Origin of the sequence: Leifsonia sp. NPDC080035 (assembly GCF_040050925.1) — a bacterium.
In the GTDB taxonomy this organism is placed as follows: Bacteria; Actinomycetota; Actinomycetes; order Actinomycetales; family Microbacteriaceae; genus Leifsonia.
In genome coordinates, this window is the sequence record NZ_CP157390.1 from 844,484 (window position 1) to 863,618 (window position 19,135).

Here is a 19,135-nt window from a genome sequence, read left to right on the forward strand (position 1 = left end):
CATCTTCGCGCCCCTCTTCCCTCCCGCGAAGCTCGGCGGGGGCCCGATCCGGACGCTCGACGCCCTCGTTTCCGCCGTCCCTGATGCGTTCGAAACGTTCGTGCTGACGGGCGATCACGATCTCGGATCCAGCGTCCGGCTCCCGGTCCAGAGCGATCGATGGACGACGCGCGGATCGGCCGAGGTCTATTACGCGTCGGCGACGACACCGGGCGGGCTGTTCAGGGGGATGCGGGCGCTCAAGGCCCGGCGGCCGGAGGTGCTCTACTTCAACGGCTTCTTCGACCCCCGGTTCTCGATCTTCCCGCAGCTGCTGTGGCGGGTGCGCTTCTGGGGTCCGACCACCCGGTTGCTCGCGCCGCGAGGCGAGTTCGGCGAAGGAGCGCTTTCCCGCCGGTCCGCGAAGAAGCGCGCCTTCATCGCCCTGTACCGCGCTTTGCGTCTCCACCGAGGCCTGTATTGGCACGCCTCGTCCGAGGTGGAGGCCGGCGACATCCGTCGCCTGTGGGGAGGGGACGCGCGGATCGTGATCAGGCAGAACGAGACGCAGCTCCCCGTGAGTGCGCTCGAGCCCGAGCCCGTCGGCGAGACACTGCGGGCGGTGTTTCTGGGTCGGCTGGTCGAGCACAAAGGGCTGCACATCGCGCTTGCGGCGCTCGCGGACGTCCCGGTTCCCGTAGAGCTCGACGTCTATGGACCGGAGGAGGATCCCGCGTACGTCGAGCGCTGCAAGACCATCGCGACAGCGCTCCCGGACACGATCCGCGTGCGGTTCCACGGATCGGTCGACCCGGACCACTCACGGGCCGCACTGGAGGGCCATGAGCTTCTACTGATGCCGACGGCCGGTGAGAACTTCGGCCATGTGATCGCCGAGGCGCTCTCCGTCTCGTGCGCTGTGATGTGCACCACCCGGACCCCCTGGACAGAGACCTTGGAGTCGGGGGGAGGCTGGGCGCTCGATCGGTCGCAGTCCGCCTGGGAAGACGCTCTCCGTCGCTACGCCGAGCTCTCGACCGGCGAGCGCGATGCCTCACGCACGCGTGCGGGGGAAGCGTACGCAGAGTGGCGGGCGCGCCCGACGCAACCGCACGTTCTCGAACTCGTCCGGTCGGAGATCATCGCCGAAGCGGGCAGCCGCTGACGGCTCAGAGCCGCACGACGGTGTCGCCGACCAACCGGTTCTTGGTGTCCAGGACGGGAACACCGGCACCTTCCAGGCCGCGAAGGTCCAGCTCGTCGTGGTCCGTCACGAGGATGGCCGCGTCGGCGCCCTCGAGCGCGGCGGCGACGTCGCCGGCACGCTCCACCGCGGCCGGCCATCGCTCCTTCACCACATGCTCATCGACGGCGACGATGGTTGCTCCGTATTCATCGAGGAGTTCGATGAGGCGCAGCGAGGGCGACTCGCGGATGTCGCCCGAGTTCTTCTTGTACGCCAGCCCGATCAGCGCGATTCGCGAGCCGTTCAGCGGCCGCTTGTCGGCGTTCAGGATCGCCATGAGCCGCTGCAGCACATAGTCTGGCATGTGGTCGTTGACGTCGTTCGCCAACTCGACGAAACGGAAACTCCGGCCGAGCTTGCGACGCACCTGCCACGAGAGATAGCTCGGGTCGACCGGGAGGCAGTGACCGCCTACTCCGGGTCCCGGCGTGAACTTCATGTAGCCGAACGGCTTCGTGGAGGCCGCGTCGATCGACTCCCAGATGTTCACTCCCAGCTGGTGAGCGAAGATGGCGAGCTCGTTGACGAGGGCGATGTTGACGTGACGGAAGGTGTTCTCCAACAGCTTCGTCAGCTCCGCCTCTTTGGGTGTGCTCACCGGAACGGTGCGATCGACGAGGTCGTCGTAGAAGCTCTGCACGCGCGCAAGCGACTCGGCGTCGATGCCGGAGACGACCTTCGGGGTGTTGACGAAGCCCCACGTCGTGTTGCCCGGATCGATCCGCTCGGGGCTGTAGCCGACGAAGAAGTCCGTGCCTGCGACGAGTCCCGATCCCTCCTCCAGGAGCGGCACGACGAGTTCCTCGGTGGTGCCGGGGTAGGTGGTCGATTCGAGCACGACGGTGGCGCCCCGCTTCAGCCGGGTGGCGAGAGAGCGTGACGATTCCTCGATGAACGTGAGATCGGGGAGGCTCTCCCGCAGCGGCGTCGGCACCGTGATGACCGCGACATCGAATCCAGCCGTGTCGTCATAGTCGGTGGTCGCACGATAACGTCCGCTCTCGAGCGCTCGGGCGAGGACGGCGTCGGAGATGTCGTCGACGTAGGAGGCGCCGACCTTCAGGGCGGCGATGCGATTCGAGTCCAGATCGATTCCCACGACGTCGTACCCGACTTCGACGGCCCGCATCGCGACCGGAAGGCCGACGTATCCTTGCCCCACGATCACGGCTTTGCGCGTCAAACTGCTGCCCTTTTCTCGAGTGCTCTCACACCGGGAACCCGGCCCCGGCCGCGCGACCACCCTATCCGATCGGGTTCTGCGCCCGGTCTGATTGAATGGTCCGGTGTCCGCCCTCCCCGAATCGCGCCGTTCCCGGCGTGCCGCCGCTCCGCCGCGCCGCCGCTGGTTCGCACGGTGGTGGGTGTGGGCGATCGTCGCGGTCGTCCTGATCGTGCTCGGCGCCGCGGCGTGGGTCGGCGTGCGCGGTCTGCAGGCGAAGCAGCAGCTGGACGGCGCGATGCCGCTGGTCGGCACGCTGAAGGCCCAGGTGCTCGCCCAGGACGCGGCGGGGGCCAAGGCGACGTACGCCCAGCTCGCTCCGCGCGCCGCGAAGGCCGCGAGCCTGACCGGGGACCCGATCTGGCGGGCCGCCGAGATCGTCCCCGGGGTAGGCGCCAACCTCAGCGTCACCCGCACGCTCGCCGCACAGACCGACGCGGTCGTGACCGGCGCGATCAAACCGCTCGTGGACGTCAGCGGCTCGCTGTCGCTCGAGTCCCTGAAGCCGAAGGACGGCCGCATCGACGTCGCGGCGCTCTCCGCCCTCCAGGCCCCCGTGTCGAAGGCGTCGAAGGCGGTCGACTCGGCGCTGGCCCAGGTGAAGAAGCTGGACACATCCGGAGCCGTCGGCCCGATCGCGTCCGCGAAGTCGAAGCTCGTCACGATGCTCACCCCGGTGGCTGCCCAGCTCGGCCAGGCCGATGCGCTACTGTCCCTCGTCCCGAAGGTGCTCGGCGAGGACAAGCCACGCAACTACCTGCTCGCGTTCCAGAACAACGGCGAGATCATGCCGGGGGGCGGGACGATCGGCTCGATGGCGATCCTCCACGTGGATAAGGGGTCCATCCAGCTCACCCAGCAGGCCTCCGCGGGCGAGGCCGACTTCCCCCGTTTCGGGATGCCTCCGACGACCATCCCGGCTGACGCGCAGAACCTGTATCCGAACACGCTCGGCTTCTACATCCAGAACCTCACGGAGACGCCGCGGTTCTCGGAGTCCTACGCCGTCGCGAAGGCGATGTGGAAGGAGCGGAAGGGCGTCGACATCGACGGGATGGTCGCCGTCGACATCGTCGCGCTCAGCCAGTTCCTCGCCGTCACCGGTCCGGTCGACCTGCCGGACGGGACGCAGCTGACCGCCGCGAACGCCGCCCAGACCCTGCTCATCGACGTGTACAAGACGTACACGGCCGAGCAGGTGGACCAGCTCAACCAGGGACTCTCGGCGGCCGTCTTCGGGCGTCTGCTCGCCGGGGACGTCGACCCGAAGAAGCTCGCCTCCTTCGTCGCGACGGCGTCGGCGCAGCACCGCATCCTGCTCTGGAGCGACGATCCGGCCGAGCAGGCCGCCATCCGCGACTCCGCGTTCTACGGCGCTCCCCCGGCCAGCACGGCCGACACGGACGCGTTCGGGGTCTACCTGCGCGACATCACCCCGTCGAAGCTCGCGGTCTACCTGAAGCAGTCGGTGAACGTGTCGCAGGCCGTGTGCACTGCGGGCGGCAAGAACGACGTGCGCATCACGATCACGCTGCAGAACACCGTCCCGCCGGGCACGGAGTTCCCCTCCTATGTCGCGCAGGACGGCCACATCCGGCTGCGCGCCTCCACTTACGCCCCGCACGGCTACACCGTCGCGGGCGTCACGGTCAGCGACGGCGCCGGCGGCGCGGGCACCCGCGGCACCGACGGCGAGTACGTGGTGCAGCAGGCGGAGGTCACCCTTCAGCCCGGCGAGACCCGCACGGTCACCTTCGATCTCGTCGCCCCGCACGCCGACACGAAGAAGCTGAGCGTGCGCGCGACCCCTGCGGTCACCCCGACGCCGATCACGACCGGCGCGCTCGACTGCGGAGCCTGGAAGCATTAGCGGACCTCCCCCACCGCCGAGTACGGAGAGAATCCGCGTACTCGGCGGTTTCGGGCGCACTTTCTGCGTACTCGCGCGGTGAGGCGAGCACTGGATGAGCGGCCCGCAGGAATGTATGGTGGTGGTCCCCGTAGCTACGGGTATGGGGAAATCGCCAGAGCCCGACTGAGCGATCAGCCGGGCTCTGGTCTGCCGACGGGATGCGACCACGGCAGGATGCGCTCAGACCGGCTGGAGCAGCTCGGTGCCGCGCACCGCCTCCAGCGCGAGCACCTTGTAGCCCTCGCTCTCGAAGAACACGGTGATCCTGTCCGTGTCCGCGTGCATCACGATGCCGGGGCCCCACGCCTCGTGGCGCACCCGCGAGGACGGCGGGAACGGCTCGGGACCGGCGACCGCGTGCTCCTGCATCCACCGGTCCGCGCTCCCGGAGGCGCAGGTATCGCAGTTGCGGCAGGGCTCGGCCAGCTCCTCGCCGAAGTAGCCGAGCAGGAACTGCCGTCGGCAGCGGGCGGTCTCCGCGTACTCCCGCATCAGCTGGGAGCGGGAGTGCTCGATCCGCCGGCGCATCGCCGCCTCCGCCACGGCAGCGCGCGCGGCCTCGTCCGCCGGGACGTCCGCGGCGGCGAGCGCGTCGTCGGAGCCGGAGACCATCCGCGCGTCCCGGAGCAGCCCGAGCAGACGACCGAGCGTCCGCGGGGAGACCTCGAGCTCGGCGGCGACCTCCGCCCGGCTGCGACCGGGGGATGCGGCCACGGCCGCCATCACCCGCCGCAGCTCCGCGGCGTCCGGCTCGCCGCCGGAGAAGAACGCGGTCAGCGCGAAGTCCTCCGGCCGGTAGTGCAGGGTGACCACCGCCGGCTGCCCGTCGCGCCCGGCTCGCCCCACCTCCTGGTAGTAGCTGTCGAGAGAGTCGGTGACGGAGGCGTGCAGCACGAAGCGCACATCCGGCTTGTCGATGCCCATGCCGAACGCGCTGGTGGCGGCGACCACGCGCGCGTTGCCGGCCATGAAGCGCTCGTAGACCTCGTCGCGGTCGCGCGCGCGGAGCCCCGCGTGGTAGGCGGCGGCGCTGACGCCCCGCTTCCCCAGGGCGTCCGCGTACAGCTCGGTGTCGCGCCGGGTCGCGGCGTAGACCAGGCCGGAACCGCCGAGCCCTCCGCCGTCGCCGTCCGTCACCTGCGCGAGCACCGCCTCCCGCTTCTCGGAGTCGCGCTCGTACCGAACCACCTCCAGCCGCAGGTTGGGGCGGTCGAAGCCGACCGCGAACAGCCGGTGCTCGCGCAGGTGCAGCCGCTCGCCGATCTCGGCGCGCACGGGCGGTGCGCCGGTGGCGGTCAGCGCGGCGACGGGTGGATGTCCGAGGTCGTCGATCACCTCGCCGAGCAGGAGGTAATCGGGCCGGAAGTCGTGGCCCCAGGCGGAGACGCAGTGGGCCTCGTCCACCGCGAACAGGCGCACGCCGATCGCCCCCAGCCGCTCCCGCACCGCGGGATGGGCGAGCTGCTCCGGGGCGAGGAAGACGAAGCCGGCTTCACCATCGGCCAGCGCTTCCCAGTCGCGCTCCCGCCCGGCCTCGCCTGCGGTCGAGTTGATGGCGACCGCGCGAGCCACGTCCTTCGCCGCGCCGAGCGCGCGCACCTGATCCTCCTGCAGGGAGATCAGCGGGGAGACGACGACGGTCACGCCGCCCAGCACGGTGCCGGCGAGCTGATAGATCGCCGACTTGCCGTAGCCGGTCGGCATGACCGCGAGCACGTCGCCGCCGTCGATGAGGGTCTGCGCGGCGTCGGCGATGCCGGGCCGCAGCTCCTCCCAGCCGAAGGACCATCGGGCGACCTGGTGCACGCGTGACATGACGTCACCGTACCTGCCGCGCCCGACCGTCCCGCCCACGTGGCCCCGCGCCCGACTCAGAGGATGGGCCGGCCGCCGGTGACCGCGACCCGCGCACCGGACACGTAGGAGCCATCGTCGGACGCGAGCAACACGTAGACCGGCGCGAGCTCGGCGGGCTGGCCGGCGCGGCCGAGCGGAGTGTCTCTGCCGAACCGGCTCACCTTCTCCTCGGGCATGGTGGAGGGGATCAGCGGCGTCCAGATCGGGCCGGGTGCCACGCTGTTCGCGCGGATGCCCTTCTCCCCCAGCAGCTGCGCGAGCGACGCCGTCATGTTCGCGATCGCCGCCTTGGTGGCCGCGTAGGGCAGCAGGGTCGGCGACGGCATGTCGGAGTTCACCGAGGAGGAGCCGATGATGCTGGACCCGGGCTTCAGGTGCGGCACCGCGGCCTTGACGAGATGGAAGAACGCAGACAGGTTCGTCGCGATCGTGTGATCCCACTCCTCGTCGGGGATCTCCTCCACCGACTCGCGGGTCATCTGGTACGCGGCGTTGCTGACGAGGATGTCGATGCCGCCGAGTTCGTCGACGGTCCGCGCCACCAGGTCACGGCAGTGCTGCGGCTCGGACACGTCGCCGGGCAGCAGCACGGCCTTCCGGCCCGCGTCGCGCACCCACTTCGCGGTGTCCTCGGCGTCGTCGCGCTCGCTGAGGTAGGCGATCGCGACGTCCGCGCCCTCGCGCGCGTAGGCGATGGCGACGGCCTTGCCGATGCCGCTGTCGGCGCCGGTGATCAACGCCACCTTGCCCGTCAGGCGCCCGCTGCCGCGGTAGCTCTGCTCACCGTGGTCCGGGCGCGGCTCCATCGCCTCGGTCTCACCGGGCGGATGCTGCTGCTGTTCGGGGAAGGACATGGGATACCTCCGTTCGTGGACGGCATCCAGACAACCCCGGGACCGCGCGCTCGCGCAGGGGATTGGATGGGCGGGGCCGCGCGCGTAGAGTGCTCGCGCTCGGCCGCGGGCTCAGTCGAGGACTCAGGCCCCGACGACACTCTCCTGCTTCTGGCGGGCGCGGAACGCCGTCGCCTTCATCCGGTTGCCGCAGGTCTTCATGGAGCACCACTCGCGGCGGTGACCGCGGGAGTGGTCGAGGTAGACCTGGGTGCACTCGGGGCGGCCGCACTCGCGGAGGACGGCGCCCTCCGGGCCGCCGACGATCTCCACGGTCTGGCGCGCCAGTTGCGCGAGCCCCTCGCCGACGCGGGCGTCGCGGACCACGGCCCCGTCGCGGTCGAGCCTGAGGCCGACGGGCGACCCCGACGCGTGCCGGTTGACGACCGTGACGGCCCCTGCAGGCAGCGCCTCCTCGTGCATCCGCGCGAACACGAGCGCGTAGATCGCCTCCCGCAGCTCGACCGCCTCCTCGACGTCGGCCGCGCGGGCGCCCGGGGCCCTGTCCATCAGGCCGGCCTCGGTGAACCACGCGTCGAGCGCGTCGGGCGAGTCGAGCTTCTCCGTCGGCTCATCGTTGCGCCGCGCGCGCAGGGTGCCGACGAAGTCGAGTGCGGAGGTGCCACAGGGGAAAGCGTGCATGTAACCACTCTAAGCGGTCACCGTTCGGAATGCAACCGTTCTATCCGGTTACAAGCATGCAAATAACCCGTTTGACAAGTTATGCGTCTCTCTGCCACGGTATAACCATCCAGAACAGTTACGAACCGAAAGCGAGAACCCCGTGACCACCGTCGCCCTCACCCTGCACTCCCGCCTCTCCACCCCCGAGCTGATGAGCGTCCTCACCGACTTCAGCCCGGCGCGTCCCGCCGCCTGGCCGAGCATCGATGCCGACCACTTCACCGTCCACGACCGCGGCGAGACCTGGGCCGAGGTCACCGAGGGAACGGCGTCCGCGTGGGAGCGCGCCCGCTACGAGTGGGACGACGCGGCCGGCCGCGTGACCATCACCACGCACGACTCCAAGGTGTTCGGCCCTGGCGGCGGCTGGATCTTCCAGCTCGCGCCCGAGGAGAATGGGACGCGCGTCGACGTCGAGCTGACGCGCACGCCGCGCGGCCTCGGCAAGCGCATCCTCGCGTCACTGCTGCCGATCGTCGGACCCGGCTCGTTCCGCTCCTCGTTCCGCGAGCCCCTGCAGACCCGCTGACCCGCTCACCCACGCGTCCGCGCGCCCCCTCGCCAACCGCCGAGTACGGAGAGAATCCGCGTACTCGGCGGTTGTGGTTGTACTTTCTGCGTACTCGACGGGTCGGCCGGGGCACGCGAGTGGGCGGCTAGGAGAGGACGACGCGGAGGAGGCGCGCGGGGGCGTCCCCGACCTGCTCGAAGCCGTAGCGCTGAGCGCTCGAGAAGAGCGCGTGCTCGCCCGAGGTGAGCAGGCGGCCGTCGACGCCCCCATCGAACAGCAGCCGCACGCTTCCCGAGGCGACCAGCACGATCTCGTGCCAGCCGGCCGGGTCCGGCTCGGCGTCGTAGCGCTCCCCCGCCGCGAGCTCCCAGGCGAGCACCTGCGCCTCGGCGCGGGCCGGCGCCGCGCCGACCAGCCGCCCGATGCTCGCCGGGTCCGCGCCCCGCCACACCACCACGTCCACCTCCCCCGAGGGCGCCGACGGCGCCGACGGCTCCGCGTGCTCCGTCCGCTCGACGACGAGGTCGGTGAAGGTCGCGTCCAGGGCGCCGGCGAGCCGGTCGAGCGCGACCAGGCTGACGTTGGTCTCGCCCGCCTCCAGGTTGATGATGGTCCGGCGGCTGATGCCCGAGGCCTGGGCCAGCGCCTCCTGACTCATCCCGCGGTCGCGGCGCAGGCGGCGCAGGTTCTCGCCGAGGTGGACGAGGACGCTGCTGTCTCCCGTTTGCATGTGCATTATTCTGCACCATAGTATGTGCACTATGTTGCACATCCGGTCGCGCGTCCGCATCGCCGTGAGCCGGTACGAGCTCGCGCTGATCGCGATCACCGCGCTGTGGGGTGCGACGTTCCTCATCGTGCACCTGGCGATGCAGCACACCGGCCCGTGGTTCTTCGTGGGCCTGCGCTTCGTGGTCGCCGGCCTGGTGAGCGTCATCGTCTTCCACCGCTCGCTCCTCCGCATCCGCTGGCGCGAGATCGGCGCGGGCGCGGCCATCGGCGCCGCCATCGCCCTCGGCTACGGGCTGCAGACCGCCGGGCTCGCGAGCATCCCGAGCAGCACCTCCGCCTTCATCACGGCGTTCTACGTGCCGCTGGTCCCGCTGCTGCAGTGGGCGGTCCTGCGCCGGCCGCCACGCCGGATGACGCTGGTGGGTGTCGCCTTCGCGTTCGCCGGGCTGCTGTTCATCGCCGGGCCGTCGGCGCTCACCGTCGGCCTCGGCCCCGGAGAGATCGCCACGCTCGTCAGCACGGTGCCGATCGCGGCGGAGATCATCCTGATCGGCGCCTTCGCCTCCCGCGTCGACGCGCGTGGAGTGACCATCGTCCAGCTCCTGGCGGCGGGTGTCTTCGGCTTCGCCGCGATGCCGCTGACCGGCGAGAGCGCACCCGCGCCGTCGTGGGACTGGGTGCTGCCGGCCGTCGGCCTCGGCATCGCGAGCTGCCTCATCCAGCTCACCATGAACTGGGCGCAGCGGCACGTCTCGCCGACCAAAGCCACGATCATCTACTCGGGCGAGCCGGTGTGGGGCGGGATCGTCGGACGGCTGGCCGGCGACCGGATGCCGTTGACGACCATCGTCGGCGCGCTGCTCGTCGTCGCGGGCGTTCTCGTCAGCGAGCTGCGGCCGCGCCGGTCGGCACGGGAGGACGCCCCGCGCGACACGCCGGCCGATCGCGGGGACGGGAGGGCTTCCGAGGCCGGACATCGCCGGATTCCCTCCGATCCTGACGAGGCTCTCACGGAGTCGGCGGAACGGCCGGTGTGAATCCCCGGGCACTGGGATACCGTGTGAGGCGCCGGGAGGAGAGCACATGGATGAGCCCGTCGGGGCCCGCGAGACATCGGCCGACACGACAGAGAACGAGAGCGTCGAGCCGGAAGCCACAGAGATCACTTACGACGAACAGCTGTACCCGGCCCGCCCGCGCCGGCTCCGCCCGCGGGCGAACCTGCGCAGCGGCAGCATCAGGCGCAACGCCGCCGACCCCCGCGCCGCGAACGGGCTGAACCCCGCCTACGTGCAGTGGCTCGTCCGCCAGTCGATGCTGAAGGACGCCGACGTGCTGAGCCGGCAGCTCTCCGGCTCGCCGAGCATGTGGCGGAACCCGTACGCGCGCCCGGACGCCCGCCGTGCGGTGTCCGTCTCCGATGTCTGGTTCACCGCCTACCCGATCTCGCTCATCACCCGGCCGGATCAGTCGTTCCTCGCCGCCCTCGCCGACCCCGAGCTGTGGAAGGTGTTCCAGCGCATCGGCATCACCGGCGTGCACACCGGCCCGGTGAAGCGCGCGGGCGGCATCCGCGGCTGGCAGGAGACGCCGAGCGTGGACGGCCACTTCGACCGCATCGGCACCCAGATCGACCCGGTCTTCGGCGACGAGCAGACCTTCCAGCGGATGACCGACGTCGCCGAGGAGCACGGCGGCAGTTTGATCGACGACATCGTCCCCGGCCACACCGGCAAGGGCGCCGACTTCCGGCTCGCCGAGATGGCGTACAAGGACTACCCGGGCATCTACCACATGGTCGAGATCCCGCCGGACGAGTGGCACCTGCTGCCCGAGGTCCCCGAGCACCGCGACTCGGTGAACCTGGATTCGGCGACGGAGGCCGCGCTCGCCGAGCGCGGCTACATCATCGGCGAGCTGCAGCGCGTGATCTTCTACGCGCCCGGCGTCAAGGAGACGAACTGGAGCGTGACCGCGCCCGTGGTGGGCGTCGACGGAGTCACCCGGCGCTGGGTGTATCTGCACTACTTCAAGGAGGGCCAGCCGTCGGTCAACTGGCTCGACCCGACGTTCTCGGGGATGCGCCTGGTGATCGGCGACGCGCTGCACTCCCTCGGCGACCTGGGCACCAGCGCCCTGCGACTGGACGCCAACGGCTTCCTCGGCGTGGAGAAGAGCGCGGAGGGACTCCCCGCCTGGTCGGAGGGGCACCCGCTCTCGCACGCGGCCAACCACGTCATCGCCGGGATGGTGCGCAAGGTCGGCGGGTTCACGTTCCAGGAGCTGAACCTGACGATCGAGGACATCCGCGACACCGGCGCGGTCGGAGCCGACCTCTCCTACGACTTCATCAACCGTCCGGCGTACCACCACGCGCTCGCCACCGGCGACACCGAGTTCCTGCGGCTCACGCTGCGCACCTCGCTCGAGCTCGGCGTCGAGCCGGTGAGCCTGGTCCACGGCCTGCAGAACCACGACGAGCTCACCTACGAGCTCGTGCACTGGGCGACGCTGCACAAGGACGACCTGTACCCGTTCCGGTACCAGGAGCTGACCGGCGGCGAGCTCGCCGAGCTGATCCGCTCCGAGCTGGTGCAGGCGCTGACCGAGCCCGCCGCCGACTTCAACCTGGTGTTCACGACGAACGGGATCGCCTGCACCACGGCATCCCTCATCGCCGCGACGCAGGGCCACGCGACGCTCGACTCGATCACCGAGGAGGACGTGCCGAGCATCCGGGACGCGCACCTGCTGCTTGCCGCGTTCAACGCCTGGCAGCCCGGCGTCTTCGCCCTCTCCGGCTGGGACCTGCTCGGCGCGCTGACGCTGCCCCGCACCGAGGTCGCCGACCTGATCGCCGACGGCGACACCCGCTGGGTGGAGCGCGGCGCGCACGACCTGCTCGGCATCGCGCCGGAGACCGAGCGCTCGGCCTCCGGGATGCCGCGGGCCCGCTCGCTGTACGGGACGCTTCCCGAGCAGCTGAAGCGCCGCGACTCGTTCGCGAGCCGGCTGCGCGGCCTGCTGCGCATCCGCTCGCGCTACGGCATCGCGACGGCCCGCCAGATCGACGTGCCGGACGTCGCGCATCCCGGGATGCTCGTGCTCGTGCACCAGCTGGAGACGCTGGACGACCACGGCCTGCCGATCGTGCAGCTGACGGTGCTCAACATGACCGGCGACGCGGTCGACGGCACGGTGCGCTCCGACGCGCTGCCGCTCGGGGCCACGGTCGTCGACGCGTCGAACGAGCGCGAGGTCTCCGTGGTGGACAACCTCAGCAGCTTCCCGCTACGGATCGGCCCCTACGGCGCGCGCTTCCTGCTGCTGCGCCGCCCGGAGCCGGACCCCGCGGCGGGCTGAGCCGGTGGTCGTTCGACGGCCGATCAGCCGACGTGGAGCGAGGCCCCGATCAGGCCGAACGAGACCAGCAGGGAGAGCGCGGTCAGGGCGGTGAATACCGATCCGAGGAGGACGGCCGCCTTCGCGAGACCGCGGCCGCGACCGGGCGTGGGCCGCATTGCACTCTGAGCCATGCACCCGAGCAGGATCGCGACCGGCGGGAACACGAACACGAAGACGAATGCGACGACCGCGAGCGGACTGAGCCGGGCTGCGGGCGCCGAACCGGGAAGAGGAGTCATGGCGCGAGAGTACGGCGCCTACGCAACCGACCGGGGCACGGCAACCGCACGTCCGTGCGCGACGGCGGGGCGTTCCGCGTTCCTGCGGTCGCTCAGACCCTGCCCGCGTAGAAGCGCAGCGCCTGGCGGGTGCTGACGTCGAGCTTCCGCATGACGTGGTGGATGTGGCTCTCGACCGTTCGCACGCTGATGACCAGCCGGGCCGCGATCTCCGGGTTGCTGAGCCCGTCGATCGCGAGCCTGGCCACCTCCCGCTCGCGCTCGCTCAGGGCGTGCGTTGTGGGAGAGAACCGTTCTGTGTGGATGCGGCGCGGCCGGGACTGCGCGAGCAGCCGGCGCTCGTCGTCGATCGCCTCGCGTGCCCGCTCGCTCTGGCGCCGGTCCGTGAACAGCATGGACGCGGTGCGCGTCGCGGAGAGGGCCAGGCCGACCTGCCCGGACGACTCGAGTTCGGCGGCCACGCCCAGGAGCGCGTCCGGGTCCTTGGCGTGGTTCGCCAGCACGTACGCCAACCGGTCGACGAGAAGCCGGCCACCGATGATGCCGACCCGCTCGACGGCGACGCCGGCCCTGTCCTCCGAGAACTCGATCTCCAGGGAGACCAGGTGGCTGTAACTGGCCGCGTACCGGTTCCCGTTCGCCCACTCGCGCTCCGCCAGCTCCCAGAGCATGGACGCGGCGGCCGACGGATCCGTGAGCGCCCGCAGCTGCGCCGCCGCCATCACCTTGGCCTGTACCGGCAGCGGCCCGTCGTCGAACCGCAGCGCGGCGGCCGCGTTGGCGTAGCGCTCCCCGAGCGCGGCATTACCGCGCCGGATCGCGACGACGGCCGCGGAGGTGAACAGCATCATCGGGACGGGCGGGGGCACCGGAGGCGGGTCGCCTGCGGCGAACACCGTGTCCAGCACGGCGTCGACGCCCTCGTAGTCGCCGGCGACGACGAGGGCCCGGGCGATGGTGGCGCTGTACGCCCTGATCGCGCCGACGTCGAGCTGGCCGCGCGCCTCGTCGAGCCCGCAGAACATGGCGGCGACGGCCGCATCCAGGGAGCCGAGCGCAATGTCCGCCTCTGCCGCGTAGATCCGCGCCCGATGGGAGGTCCCTTCCGGGTCGATCCGGGTGATCCGAGCGAAGAGCTGCTTCACCGCGTCGAACTCGCCGCGGGCCAGCTGCAGCAGCATCCTGACCTCGAGCACCCGGACGTGGACCGGGACGGGTCCGTCCACCACCGCCTCGTCGTCCGGCAGGCCGAGCCCGGCGTGGTCGCCTCCGGTCTGGGCGACGATGGCGACGCGTTCCGCCTGGAGGAGGGGGGCGTAGTCGCCCATCCCCTCGCTCTGGCTCTCGAGGGAGGCGAGGGCCGCGTCGACGTCGCCGACGATGTAGGCGGTCCAGCGGGCGCGCAGCACCGCGAACTCCGCCCGGTCGGCGGCCTCGCCGATGTGGGCGTCGGTCTTCGTCATCACCTCCGCGATCGCCGGGTCGGCCGGTTCGGCGTCCAGCAACGTCGACACGAACCGCACCGCCGTCGCCGGCGACGGGTCGGCCGTCCACTCCGCGGCCGTCACGATCCGGCGCGCCCGGTCGCGCTCGCGGAGGAGCCGGGCGAGGATGGCGTCGTTCTCGGCCTGCGGGCGGTGGACGGCCGCCTCGTACGCGAGGATCGCGCCGATCGTGTCCGAGGTGCCCAGCCTGTCGATGATCAGCTCGGTGATCCGCACCCTGCGCACCGCGACCGGCTGATGGCGGAAGAACTCCACCAGCAGCGGCGGGATCACCGTCACCAGCTGCCTGTCGCCGGACGGGACGAGGGTGATCATCGAGCGCTCTTCGAGCTGCTCCAGCGCATCCCAGTCCACGAGCCTGCGCACCGTCTCCAGGTCCGCCACACCGACCAGCGCGATCGTCTCCAGCGCATCCCGCGCCGCCGGACCGATGTTCTCCAGGTGAACTTCCATCATCGCCGACAGTGCCGGGCTCCACAGGTCGCGCACCGCAGCCCAGCGGCCCTCTTCGTCCCGCTGGATGCGGCCCTCCCTGAGCGCGACCTCCGCCATGCTCAACGCAAGACCGATGCTGCCGCCCGACTTGGAGTAGAGCCGGCTCATCGTGCCCGACTCGGCCGGGCCGCCGAGGACGCCCTCGACCACCTCCTCCAGCTCCTCGAACCGCATGGGGGTCATCTCGACCACGATCACCGGGTCCAGGTTGGACGCGGTGAGGCCGGTCGGCGTGTGCCGCGCGGCACGGCCCTGCAACCGGGTGCGCACCATCGGCAGGCCGGTCGCGCGGCGGACGGACTCGGCGACGCCCCACGAGGTCTCGTCGAGGTCGTCCCAGTCGTCGATGAACAGCACCGAGCGCGGGCGCTCGGCACGGTCGAGCAGCGCGCCGGCGGTGACCTGCAGCGTCGAGGTGCCGCGGACATCGCTCGGTGCCCCCACCCCGGCCAGGTGCATCGCGGCGAACGGCTGCTCGCGCAGGGACGCGACGCCGCGGATGGTGATCGCCGCCCAGCCGTCGTCGCCGAGCCGGTTCGCGAGCTGCCTCAGGAAGGCGGTCCTGCCGCTCGCGCGAGCCCCGACGACGTCCACACTGGTGCCGGCGGCGACCAGGGCGGCCGCCAGGTCCAGCTCCTCGCTGCGTCCGGCGAACACGGTGCCTTCTTCCGTATCGGTGCTTCGGCTGGGACGGAATCTAGTCCTCCCGGTTCGCCGGCGTCTAGGCGTCGCGGCCCGGCGCCCGCCATACTGTGCCCATGAGCCAGAACACCGACCCCGCGGGCGAGAACGGCTTCGTTCGGTTCCTGAAGCGCAAGTGGCTCGCGATCGTGCTGGTCGTGCTGCTGCTGGTGGTCGCGATCCAGAACGGCGTCGCGGACGAGACGTCCACGATCCTGCTGCTGTGGGCGCAACTGACGATCCCGACCTGGGCCCTCGTGCTGATCGTCTTCGTCGTCGGCGGTGTGGTGGGCTGGATCTTCGCGAGGAACCGGGCCGCGCGCCGATCGCGTCGGTGATCAGCCGGCCCCGGTGCGTGTCAACCGCTTGACCGGACGCACGGCTCGGGGTTTCGTGCAGAGCATGATCGCTCTCATCATCATCCTGCTCGTCGTCTGGGCAATCCTGGCAATCCTCGGCTTCGCCATCAAGGGGCTGCTGTGGCTTGCCATCCTCGGCATCGTGTTCTTCGTGATCACGCTGATCGTGGGCTGGATGCGGCGGGGCGCGAACCGCAGCTGACATCCGCTGTGCGGCGCGGCACTCAGCAGCCGCGCCGCACAATCGGATCGTCGCGAACTGTTGGACAACGCAGGGCGAAGCCGCGACGCTGGGAAGCATGGCCTACGAACCCTCCCCGACACGTTACGACTCCATGCTCTACCGCCGCACCGGTCGCAGCGGGCTCGATCTGCCCGCCCTGTCGCTCGGTCTCTGGCACAACTTCGGAGACGACCGCCCGTTCGAGACCCAGCGGGCCATCGTCCGGCGGGCCTTCGACCTCGGCATCACGCACTTCGACCTGGCGAACAACTACGGCCCGCCGTACGGCGCGGCGGAGATCAACTTCGGCCGCATCCTGCGCGAGGACCTGCGTCCGTTCCGGGACGAGATCGTCGTCTCCTCCAAGGCGGGCTGGGACATGTGGCCCGGCCCGTACGGTCAGGGCGGCGGAAGCCGCAAGTACATGCTGGCGAGCCTCGACCAGTCGCTGCAGCGGCTCGGTCTCGACTACGTCGACATCTTCTACTCGCACCGGCCGGACCCGAGCACGCCGCTCGAGGAGACGATGGCCGCGCTGGACACGGCGGTGCGCAGCGGGAAGGCGCTCTACGTCGGGATCTCCTCGTACGGCCCGGAGGAGACCCGCCGGGCGGCCGAGATCCTTCGTGACCTGGGCACTCCGCTGCTCATCCACCAGCCGTCGTACTCCATGCTGAACCGCTGGATCGAGACGGAGGGCCTCCTGGATGCCACCGGCGAGCTCGGCGTCGGCGTCATCGGGTTCACCGCGCTCGCGCAGGGGATGCTGACCGGCAAGTACCTGAACGGCATCCCGGACGGCTCCCGGGCGAGCGCCGGGACGTCCTTCGACGCGGACTGGCTGACGGACGAGGCGGTGCGCCGGCTGCGCGCCCTGAACGACATCGCGGCGGCCCGCGGGCAGTCCCTCGCCCAGCTCGCCCTCGCCTGGGCGCTCCGCGACGAGCGCGTCACCTCGCTCGTCATCGGGGCCAGCAGCGTCGACCAGCTGGAGCAGAACGTCGGAGCCCTCGACAACCTCTCGTTCACCGACGCGGAGCTCGCCGCCATCGACGAGCACGCCGTGGACACCGGCGTCGACCTCTGGGCGGGCGCGCGCCGCGGGGAGCTCTGAGCGGGACCCTCCCGCTCCCCGTGCCCCTCGGCGGCCGCGACGTGGCGCGGGCGCCGAGGGGCACGTTGTTGTCGCTTCTCACCCGGGAAAGCGACGTTTTCCTGCCCCTCGACGCCCGGCGGCGGCAGCCCGTGCGGCAGCGGGCCGGCGTTTACCACCCCGGGGATGGGGTGTGAATCCCCTGCCGGTCGGGGCGGCGGGGACATAGATTGCGGGCAACGCGCTGGACGCGTCGCGATGCGGATCACGGGTATCGCGTCTTCCCGGCGCGTGGGGCGGATCCCGGGAGGTCGGCGGAAGCCGGCCGCCCGGGATCCAGCATGCCCCACCCAGCGCGCGGCACGGTCGGCGCACGTGTGAGTTTCCGCAGTTCTCGTCCAGGCGACTACAGAGGTCCTCTGATTGGCTATCGACTGTTTCCTTGCGCCGGGTAGAAGTGGGGGACATGAGCGCGCTGACCGAGTCGGGCCGCAGGCCCGCGGAGGACGTCGAAACCCCGGCCGAACCGCTCGCGGCGGTCCGACCGTGGACGATCGCGGTCACCTTCGGTCTGGTGGCGCTCGTGGTGTGCGCGGCGGGCAGCTGGATCCCGTCCCTCTGGGGAGACGAGGCGACGACGCTGCTCTCGGCGCAGCGCCCAGTGGGCAGCCTGCTGGCGATGCTGACGCACGTGGATGCGGTGCACGGCCTCTACTACCTCGGGATGCACGGCTGGATCCGGCTGGTCGGCGAGAGTGCGTTCGCGCTCCGGTTCCCGAGCGCGGTCGCGATCGGGCTCGCCGTCGCCGGGATGACGCTCCTCGCCGGCAGGCGCGGCGGGCCGGCCGCCGCGGTCGTCGCCGGGATCGTGGGCTGCGTCCTCCCCCGGCTCACCTACGCGGGCGAGGAGACGCGCTCGTTCGCCCTCACCGCGGCCGCGGCGGTGTGGCTGACCCTGCTGCTCGTGTGGCTCGCGGACGGTCGCGGCCGGACCGCGACGGCGGGGGTGCGCCGCGCCTCCTGGATCGGATACGGCGTCGGGGTCGCTGCGACCTCGTACCTCTTCCTCTACTTCTCGACGATGCTCCTCGCGCACCTGGTGCTGCTGCTCGCGACGCGCACCGCGCGGCGCACCGTCCGTGCCTGGGCGATCGCGGCCGGCGCCGCCATCGCGTCCTTGATCCCGCTCGCGGTGCTCGCCTTCCTCGAGCGCAGCCAGATCGGCTACCTGGGCAGCGAACCGTCCGACCCGCTCGGCGCCCTCTACACGCCGTGGTTCAGCACGCCCTGGGTGGCGGCCGTCGCCTGGGCGCTCGTCCTGCTCGCCATCGGCTCCGCGATCAGGACGTGGCGCCGCTCCGGCGGAGGCGCCCTGCCGTTCTCGACGGCGTGGGTGGCCGCCGCGTGGCTCGTGGTCCCGACCGGTTCGATGCTCCTGCTCAACCTGATCGTCCCGATGTGGACCGCGCGCTACTCGACCTTCGCCGCGCCCGCGGCCGCGCTGCTCGTGGCCGAAGGTCTGCTCGTCCTCGGTCGCCTCATCGCCGGCCGCTGGCGGCTGCCGGTGGCGGCGGCGACCGGCGCCGGCGTCCTGGCCTTCGTGGCGGTCTGCACGCCGGTCTACCTGCTCCAGCGCGGCCCGTACGCGAAGAACGACTCCGACTGGTCGGAGGTGAGCGCGGCGATGGCCGCGCATGCGCAGCCGGGCGACGCCGTCGTGTTCGACGAGTCGACGAAGCCGTCCGCGCGTCCGCGACTGGCGATGCACACCTACCCGGACGGATTCGCGGAGGTGCGGGATGTGACGCTGGCGACGCCGTTCGCGCGGAACGTCGGCTGGGCGGACCGCGCCTACTCGGTCACCGCCGCCGCCGAGCGCGGCCGCTTCGACGGCGTGAGGCGGGTCTGGCTGGTGGAGAACGACATCGACGGCGACCTCAGCAGGTACGGCATGGCCGAGCTGGAGGCGATCGGCTTCGAGGAGACCGGGCTGATGGTCCCGACCCATCGCACGATGCTCATCGAGCTGAGCCGGTGAGCCCGGAATCGACGCGCTCCGAGCGGGGCCGCTGCGTGACCCTGCGGGGTGCGTAAGCTCG

At 71.1% G+C, this 19,135-nt stretch carries 16 protein-coding genes; 9 read left to right on the forward strand and 7 right to left on the reverse strand.

Annotated features, from left to right (window positions below; all coding sequences use genetic code 11):
• Positions 1-229: 229 nt before the first annotated feature.
• Positions 230-1,144: a glycosyltransferase gene (locus AAME72_RS04135; RefSeq protein WP_348790206.1), complete on the forward strand. Its 915-nt coding sequence runs from the start codon at positions 230-232 to the stop codon at positions 1,142-1,144.
• A 4-nt stretch (positions 1,145-1,148) separates the two neighbouring features.
• On the opposite strand, the gene AAME72_RS04140 is transcribed toward AAME72_RS04135, so the two are convergent.
• Positions 1,149-2,468 carry a nucleotide sugar dehydrogenase gene (locus AAME72_RS04140; RefSeq protein WP_348788970.1) on the reverse strand — a complete coding sequence of 440 codons (1,320 nt, stop codon included), beginning with the start codon at positions 2,466-2,468 and terminating at the stop codon, positions 1,149-1,151.
• A gap of 43 nt (positions 2,469-2,511) precedes the next feature.
• Here AAME72_RS04140 and AAME72_RS04145 point away from each other — a divergent pair, with 43 nt between their 5' ends.
• The gene (locus tag AAME72_RS04145; protein WP_348788971.1) at positions 2,512-4,317 is read left to right on the forward strand and encodes a DUF4012 domain-containing protein; all 1,806 of its coding nucleotides are present in this window, start codon (positions 2,512-2,514) and stop codon (positions 4,315-4,317) included.
• 222 nt (positions 4,318-4,539) lie between these two features.
• Here AAME72_RS04145 and AAME72_RS04150 read toward each other — a convergent pair whose 3' ends face one another.
• From AAME72_RS04150 to AAME72_RS04160, 3 genes are all read right to left on the reverse strand, one after another.
• The gene (locus AAME72_RS04150; RefSeq protein WP_348788972.1) at positions 4,540-6,174 is read right to left on the reverse strand and encodes a RecQ family ATP-dependent DNA helicase; all 1,635 of its coding nucleotides are present in this window, start codon (positions 6,172-6,174) and stop codon (positions 4,540-4,542) included.
• Between the two features lie 56 nt (positions 6,175-6,230).
• Positions 6,231-7,070, reverse strand: a complete 840-nt coding sequence (locus tag AAME72_RS04155; RefSeq protein WP_348788973.1) for an SDR family oxidoreductase — start codon at positions 7,068-7,070, stop codon at positions 6,231-6,233.
• Positions 7,071-7,193: 123 nt separating this feature from the next.
• Positions 7,194-7,751, reverse strand: a complete 558-nt coding sequence (locus AAME72_RS04160; RefSeq protein WP_348788974.1) for an ABATE domain-containing protein — start codon at positions 7,749-7,751, stop codon at positions 7,194-7,196.
• Between the two features lie 142 nt (positions 7,752-7,893).
• On the opposite strand from AAME72_RS04160, the gene AAME72_RS04165 reads away from it, so the two are divergent.
• Positions 7,894-8,322 carry a hypothetical protein gene (locus tag AAME72_RS04165; protein ID WP_348788975.1) on the forward strand — a complete coding sequence of 143 codons (429 nt, stop codon included), beginning with the start codon at positions 7,894-7,896 and terminating at the stop codon, positions 8,320-8,322.
• A gap of 127 nt (positions 8,323-8,449) precedes the next feature.
• Here AAME72_RS04165 and AAME72_RS04170 read toward each other — a convergent pair whose 3' ends face one another.
• A complete protein-coding gene (locus tag AAME72_RS04170) occupies positions 8,450-9,034 on the reverse strand; it encodes an XRE family transcriptional regulator (protein WP_348788976.1) in 585 nt (194 codons plus the stop codon).
• A 31-nt stretch (positions 9,035-9,065) separates the two neighbouring features.
• Here AAME72_RS04170 and AAME72_RS04175 point away from each other — a divergent pair, with 31 nt between their 5' ends.
• Together AAME72_RS04175 and treS are read left to right on the forward strand one after the other, a co-directional pair.
• Positions 9,066-10,073 (forward strand): DMT family transporter, encoded by a 1,008-nt coding sequence (locus AAME72_RS04175; protein WP_348788977.1) that lies wholly within the window; start codon positions 9,066-9,068, stop codon positions 10,071-10,073.
• Positions 10,074-10,119: 46 nt separating this feature from the next.
• Entirely contained in the window at positions 10,120-12,399 is a 2,280-nt protein-coding gene (treS, locus tag AAME72_RS04180; protein ID WP_348788978.1) for a maltose alpha-D-glucosyltransferase, read from the forward strand.
• Positions 12,400-12,422: 23 nt separating this feature from the next.
• Here treS and AAME72_RS04185 read toward each other — a convergent pair whose 3' ends face one another.
• Together AAME72_RS04185 and AAME72_RS04190 are read right to left on the reverse strand one after the other, a co-directional pair.
• Positions 12,423-12,680 (reverse strand): DUF4190 domain-containing protein, encoded by a 258-nt coding sequence (locus AAME72_RS04185; RefSeq protein WP_348788979.1) that lies wholly within the window; start codon positions 12,678-12,680, stop codon positions 12,423-12,425.
• Positions 12,681-12,772: 92 nt separating this feature from the next.
• Positions 12,773-15,337 (reverse strand): LuxR C-terminal-related transcriptional regulator, encoded by a 2,565-nt coding sequence (locus tag AAME72_RS04190; protein ID WP_348788980.1) that lies wholly within the window; start codon positions 15,335-15,337, stop codon positions 12,773-12,775.
• Positions 15,338-15,438: 101 nt separating this feature from the next.
• On the opposite strand from AAME72_RS04190, the gene AAME72_RS04195 reads away from it, so the two are divergent.
• From AAME72_RS04195 to AAME72_RS04210, 4 genes are all read left to right on the forward strand, one after another.
• Positions 15,439-15,699: a DUF1049 domain-containing protein gene (locus tag AAME72_RS04195; RefSeq protein ID WP_348788981.1), complete on the forward strand. Its 261-nt coding sequence runs from the start codon at positions 15,439-15,441 to the stop codon at positions 15,697-15,699.
• Positions 15,700-15,763: 64 nt separating this feature from the next.
• A complete protein-coding gene (locus AAME72_RS04200) occupies positions 15,764-15,922 on the forward strand; it encodes a hypothetical protein (protein ID WP_348788982.1) in 159 nt (52 codons plus the stop codon).
• 97 nt (positions 15,923-16,019) lie between these two features.
• On the forward strand, positions 16,020-17,057 hold the full coding sequence (gene mgrA, locus AAME72_RS04205) for an L-glyceraldehyde 3-phosphate reductase (protein WP_348788983.1): 1,038 nt from the start codon (positions 16,020-16,022) through the stop codon (positions 17,055-17,057).
• A gap of 445 nt (positions 17,058-17,502) precedes the next feature.
• Positions 17,503-19,074 carry a hypothetical protein gene (locus AAME72_RS04210; protein ID WP_348788984.1) on the forward strand — a complete coding sequence of 524 codons (1,572 nt, stop codon included), beginning with the start codon at positions 17,503-17,505 and terminating at the stop codon, positions 19,072-19,074.
• Positions 19,075-19,135: the final 61 nt, after the last annotated feature.

What these genes read in the sequence shown, in the direction of transcription:
- AAME72_RS04175 (WP_348788977.1), top strand. Translation starts at nt 9,066, where the DNA reads ATGTTGCACATCCGGTCGCGCGTCCGCATCGCCGTGAGCCGGTACGAG.
- AAME72_RS04155 (WP_348788973.1), bottom strand. Translation starts at nt 7,070, where the DNA reads ATGTCCTTCCCCGAACAGCAGCAGCATCCGCCCGGTGAGACCGAGGCG.
- AAME72_RS04170 (WP_348788976.1), bottom strand. Translation starts at nt 9,034, where the DNA reads ATGCAAACGGGAGACAGCAGCGTCCTCGTCCACCTCGGCGAGAACCTG.
- AAME72_RS04195 (WP_348788981.1), top strand. Translation starts at nt 15,439, where the DNA reads ATGAGCCAGAACACCGACCCCGCGGGCGAGAACGGCTTCGTTCGGTTC.
- treS (WP_348788978.1), top strand. Translation starts at nt 10,120, where the DNA reads ATGGATGAGCCCGTCGGGGCCCGCGAGACATCGGCCGACACGACAGAG.
- mgrA (WP_348788983.1), top strand. Translation starts at nt 16,020, where the DNA reads ATGGCCTACGAACCCTCCCCGACACGTTACGACTCCATGCTCTACCGC.
- AAME72_RS04150 (WP_348788972.1), bottom strand. Translation starts at nt 6,174, where the DNA reads ATGTCACGCGTGCACCAGGTCGCCCGATGGTCCTTCGGCTGGGAGGAG.
- AAME72_RS04135 (WP_348790206.1), top strand. Translation starts at nt 230, where the DNA reads ATGCGGGCGCTCAAGGCCCGGCGGCCGGAGGTGCTCTACTTCAACGGC.
- AAME72_RS04210 (WP_348788984.1), top strand. Translation starts at nt 17,503, where the DNA reads ATGAGCGCGCTGACCGAGTCGGGCCGCAGGCCCGCGGAGGACGTCGAA.
- AAME72_RS04200 (WP_348788982.1), top strand. Translation starts at nt 15,764, where the DNA reads ATGATCGCTCTCATCATCATCCTGCTCGTCGTCTGGGCAATCCTGGCA.
- AAME72_RS04160 (WP_348788974.1), bottom strand. Translation starts at nt 7,751, where the DNA reads ATGCACGCTTTCCCCTGTGGCACCTCCGCACTCGACTTCGTCGGCACC.
- AAME72_RS04185 (WP_348788979.1), bottom strand. Translation starts at nt 12,680, where the DNA reads ATGACTCCTCTTCCCGGTTCGGCGCCCGCAGCCCGGCTCAGTCCGCTC.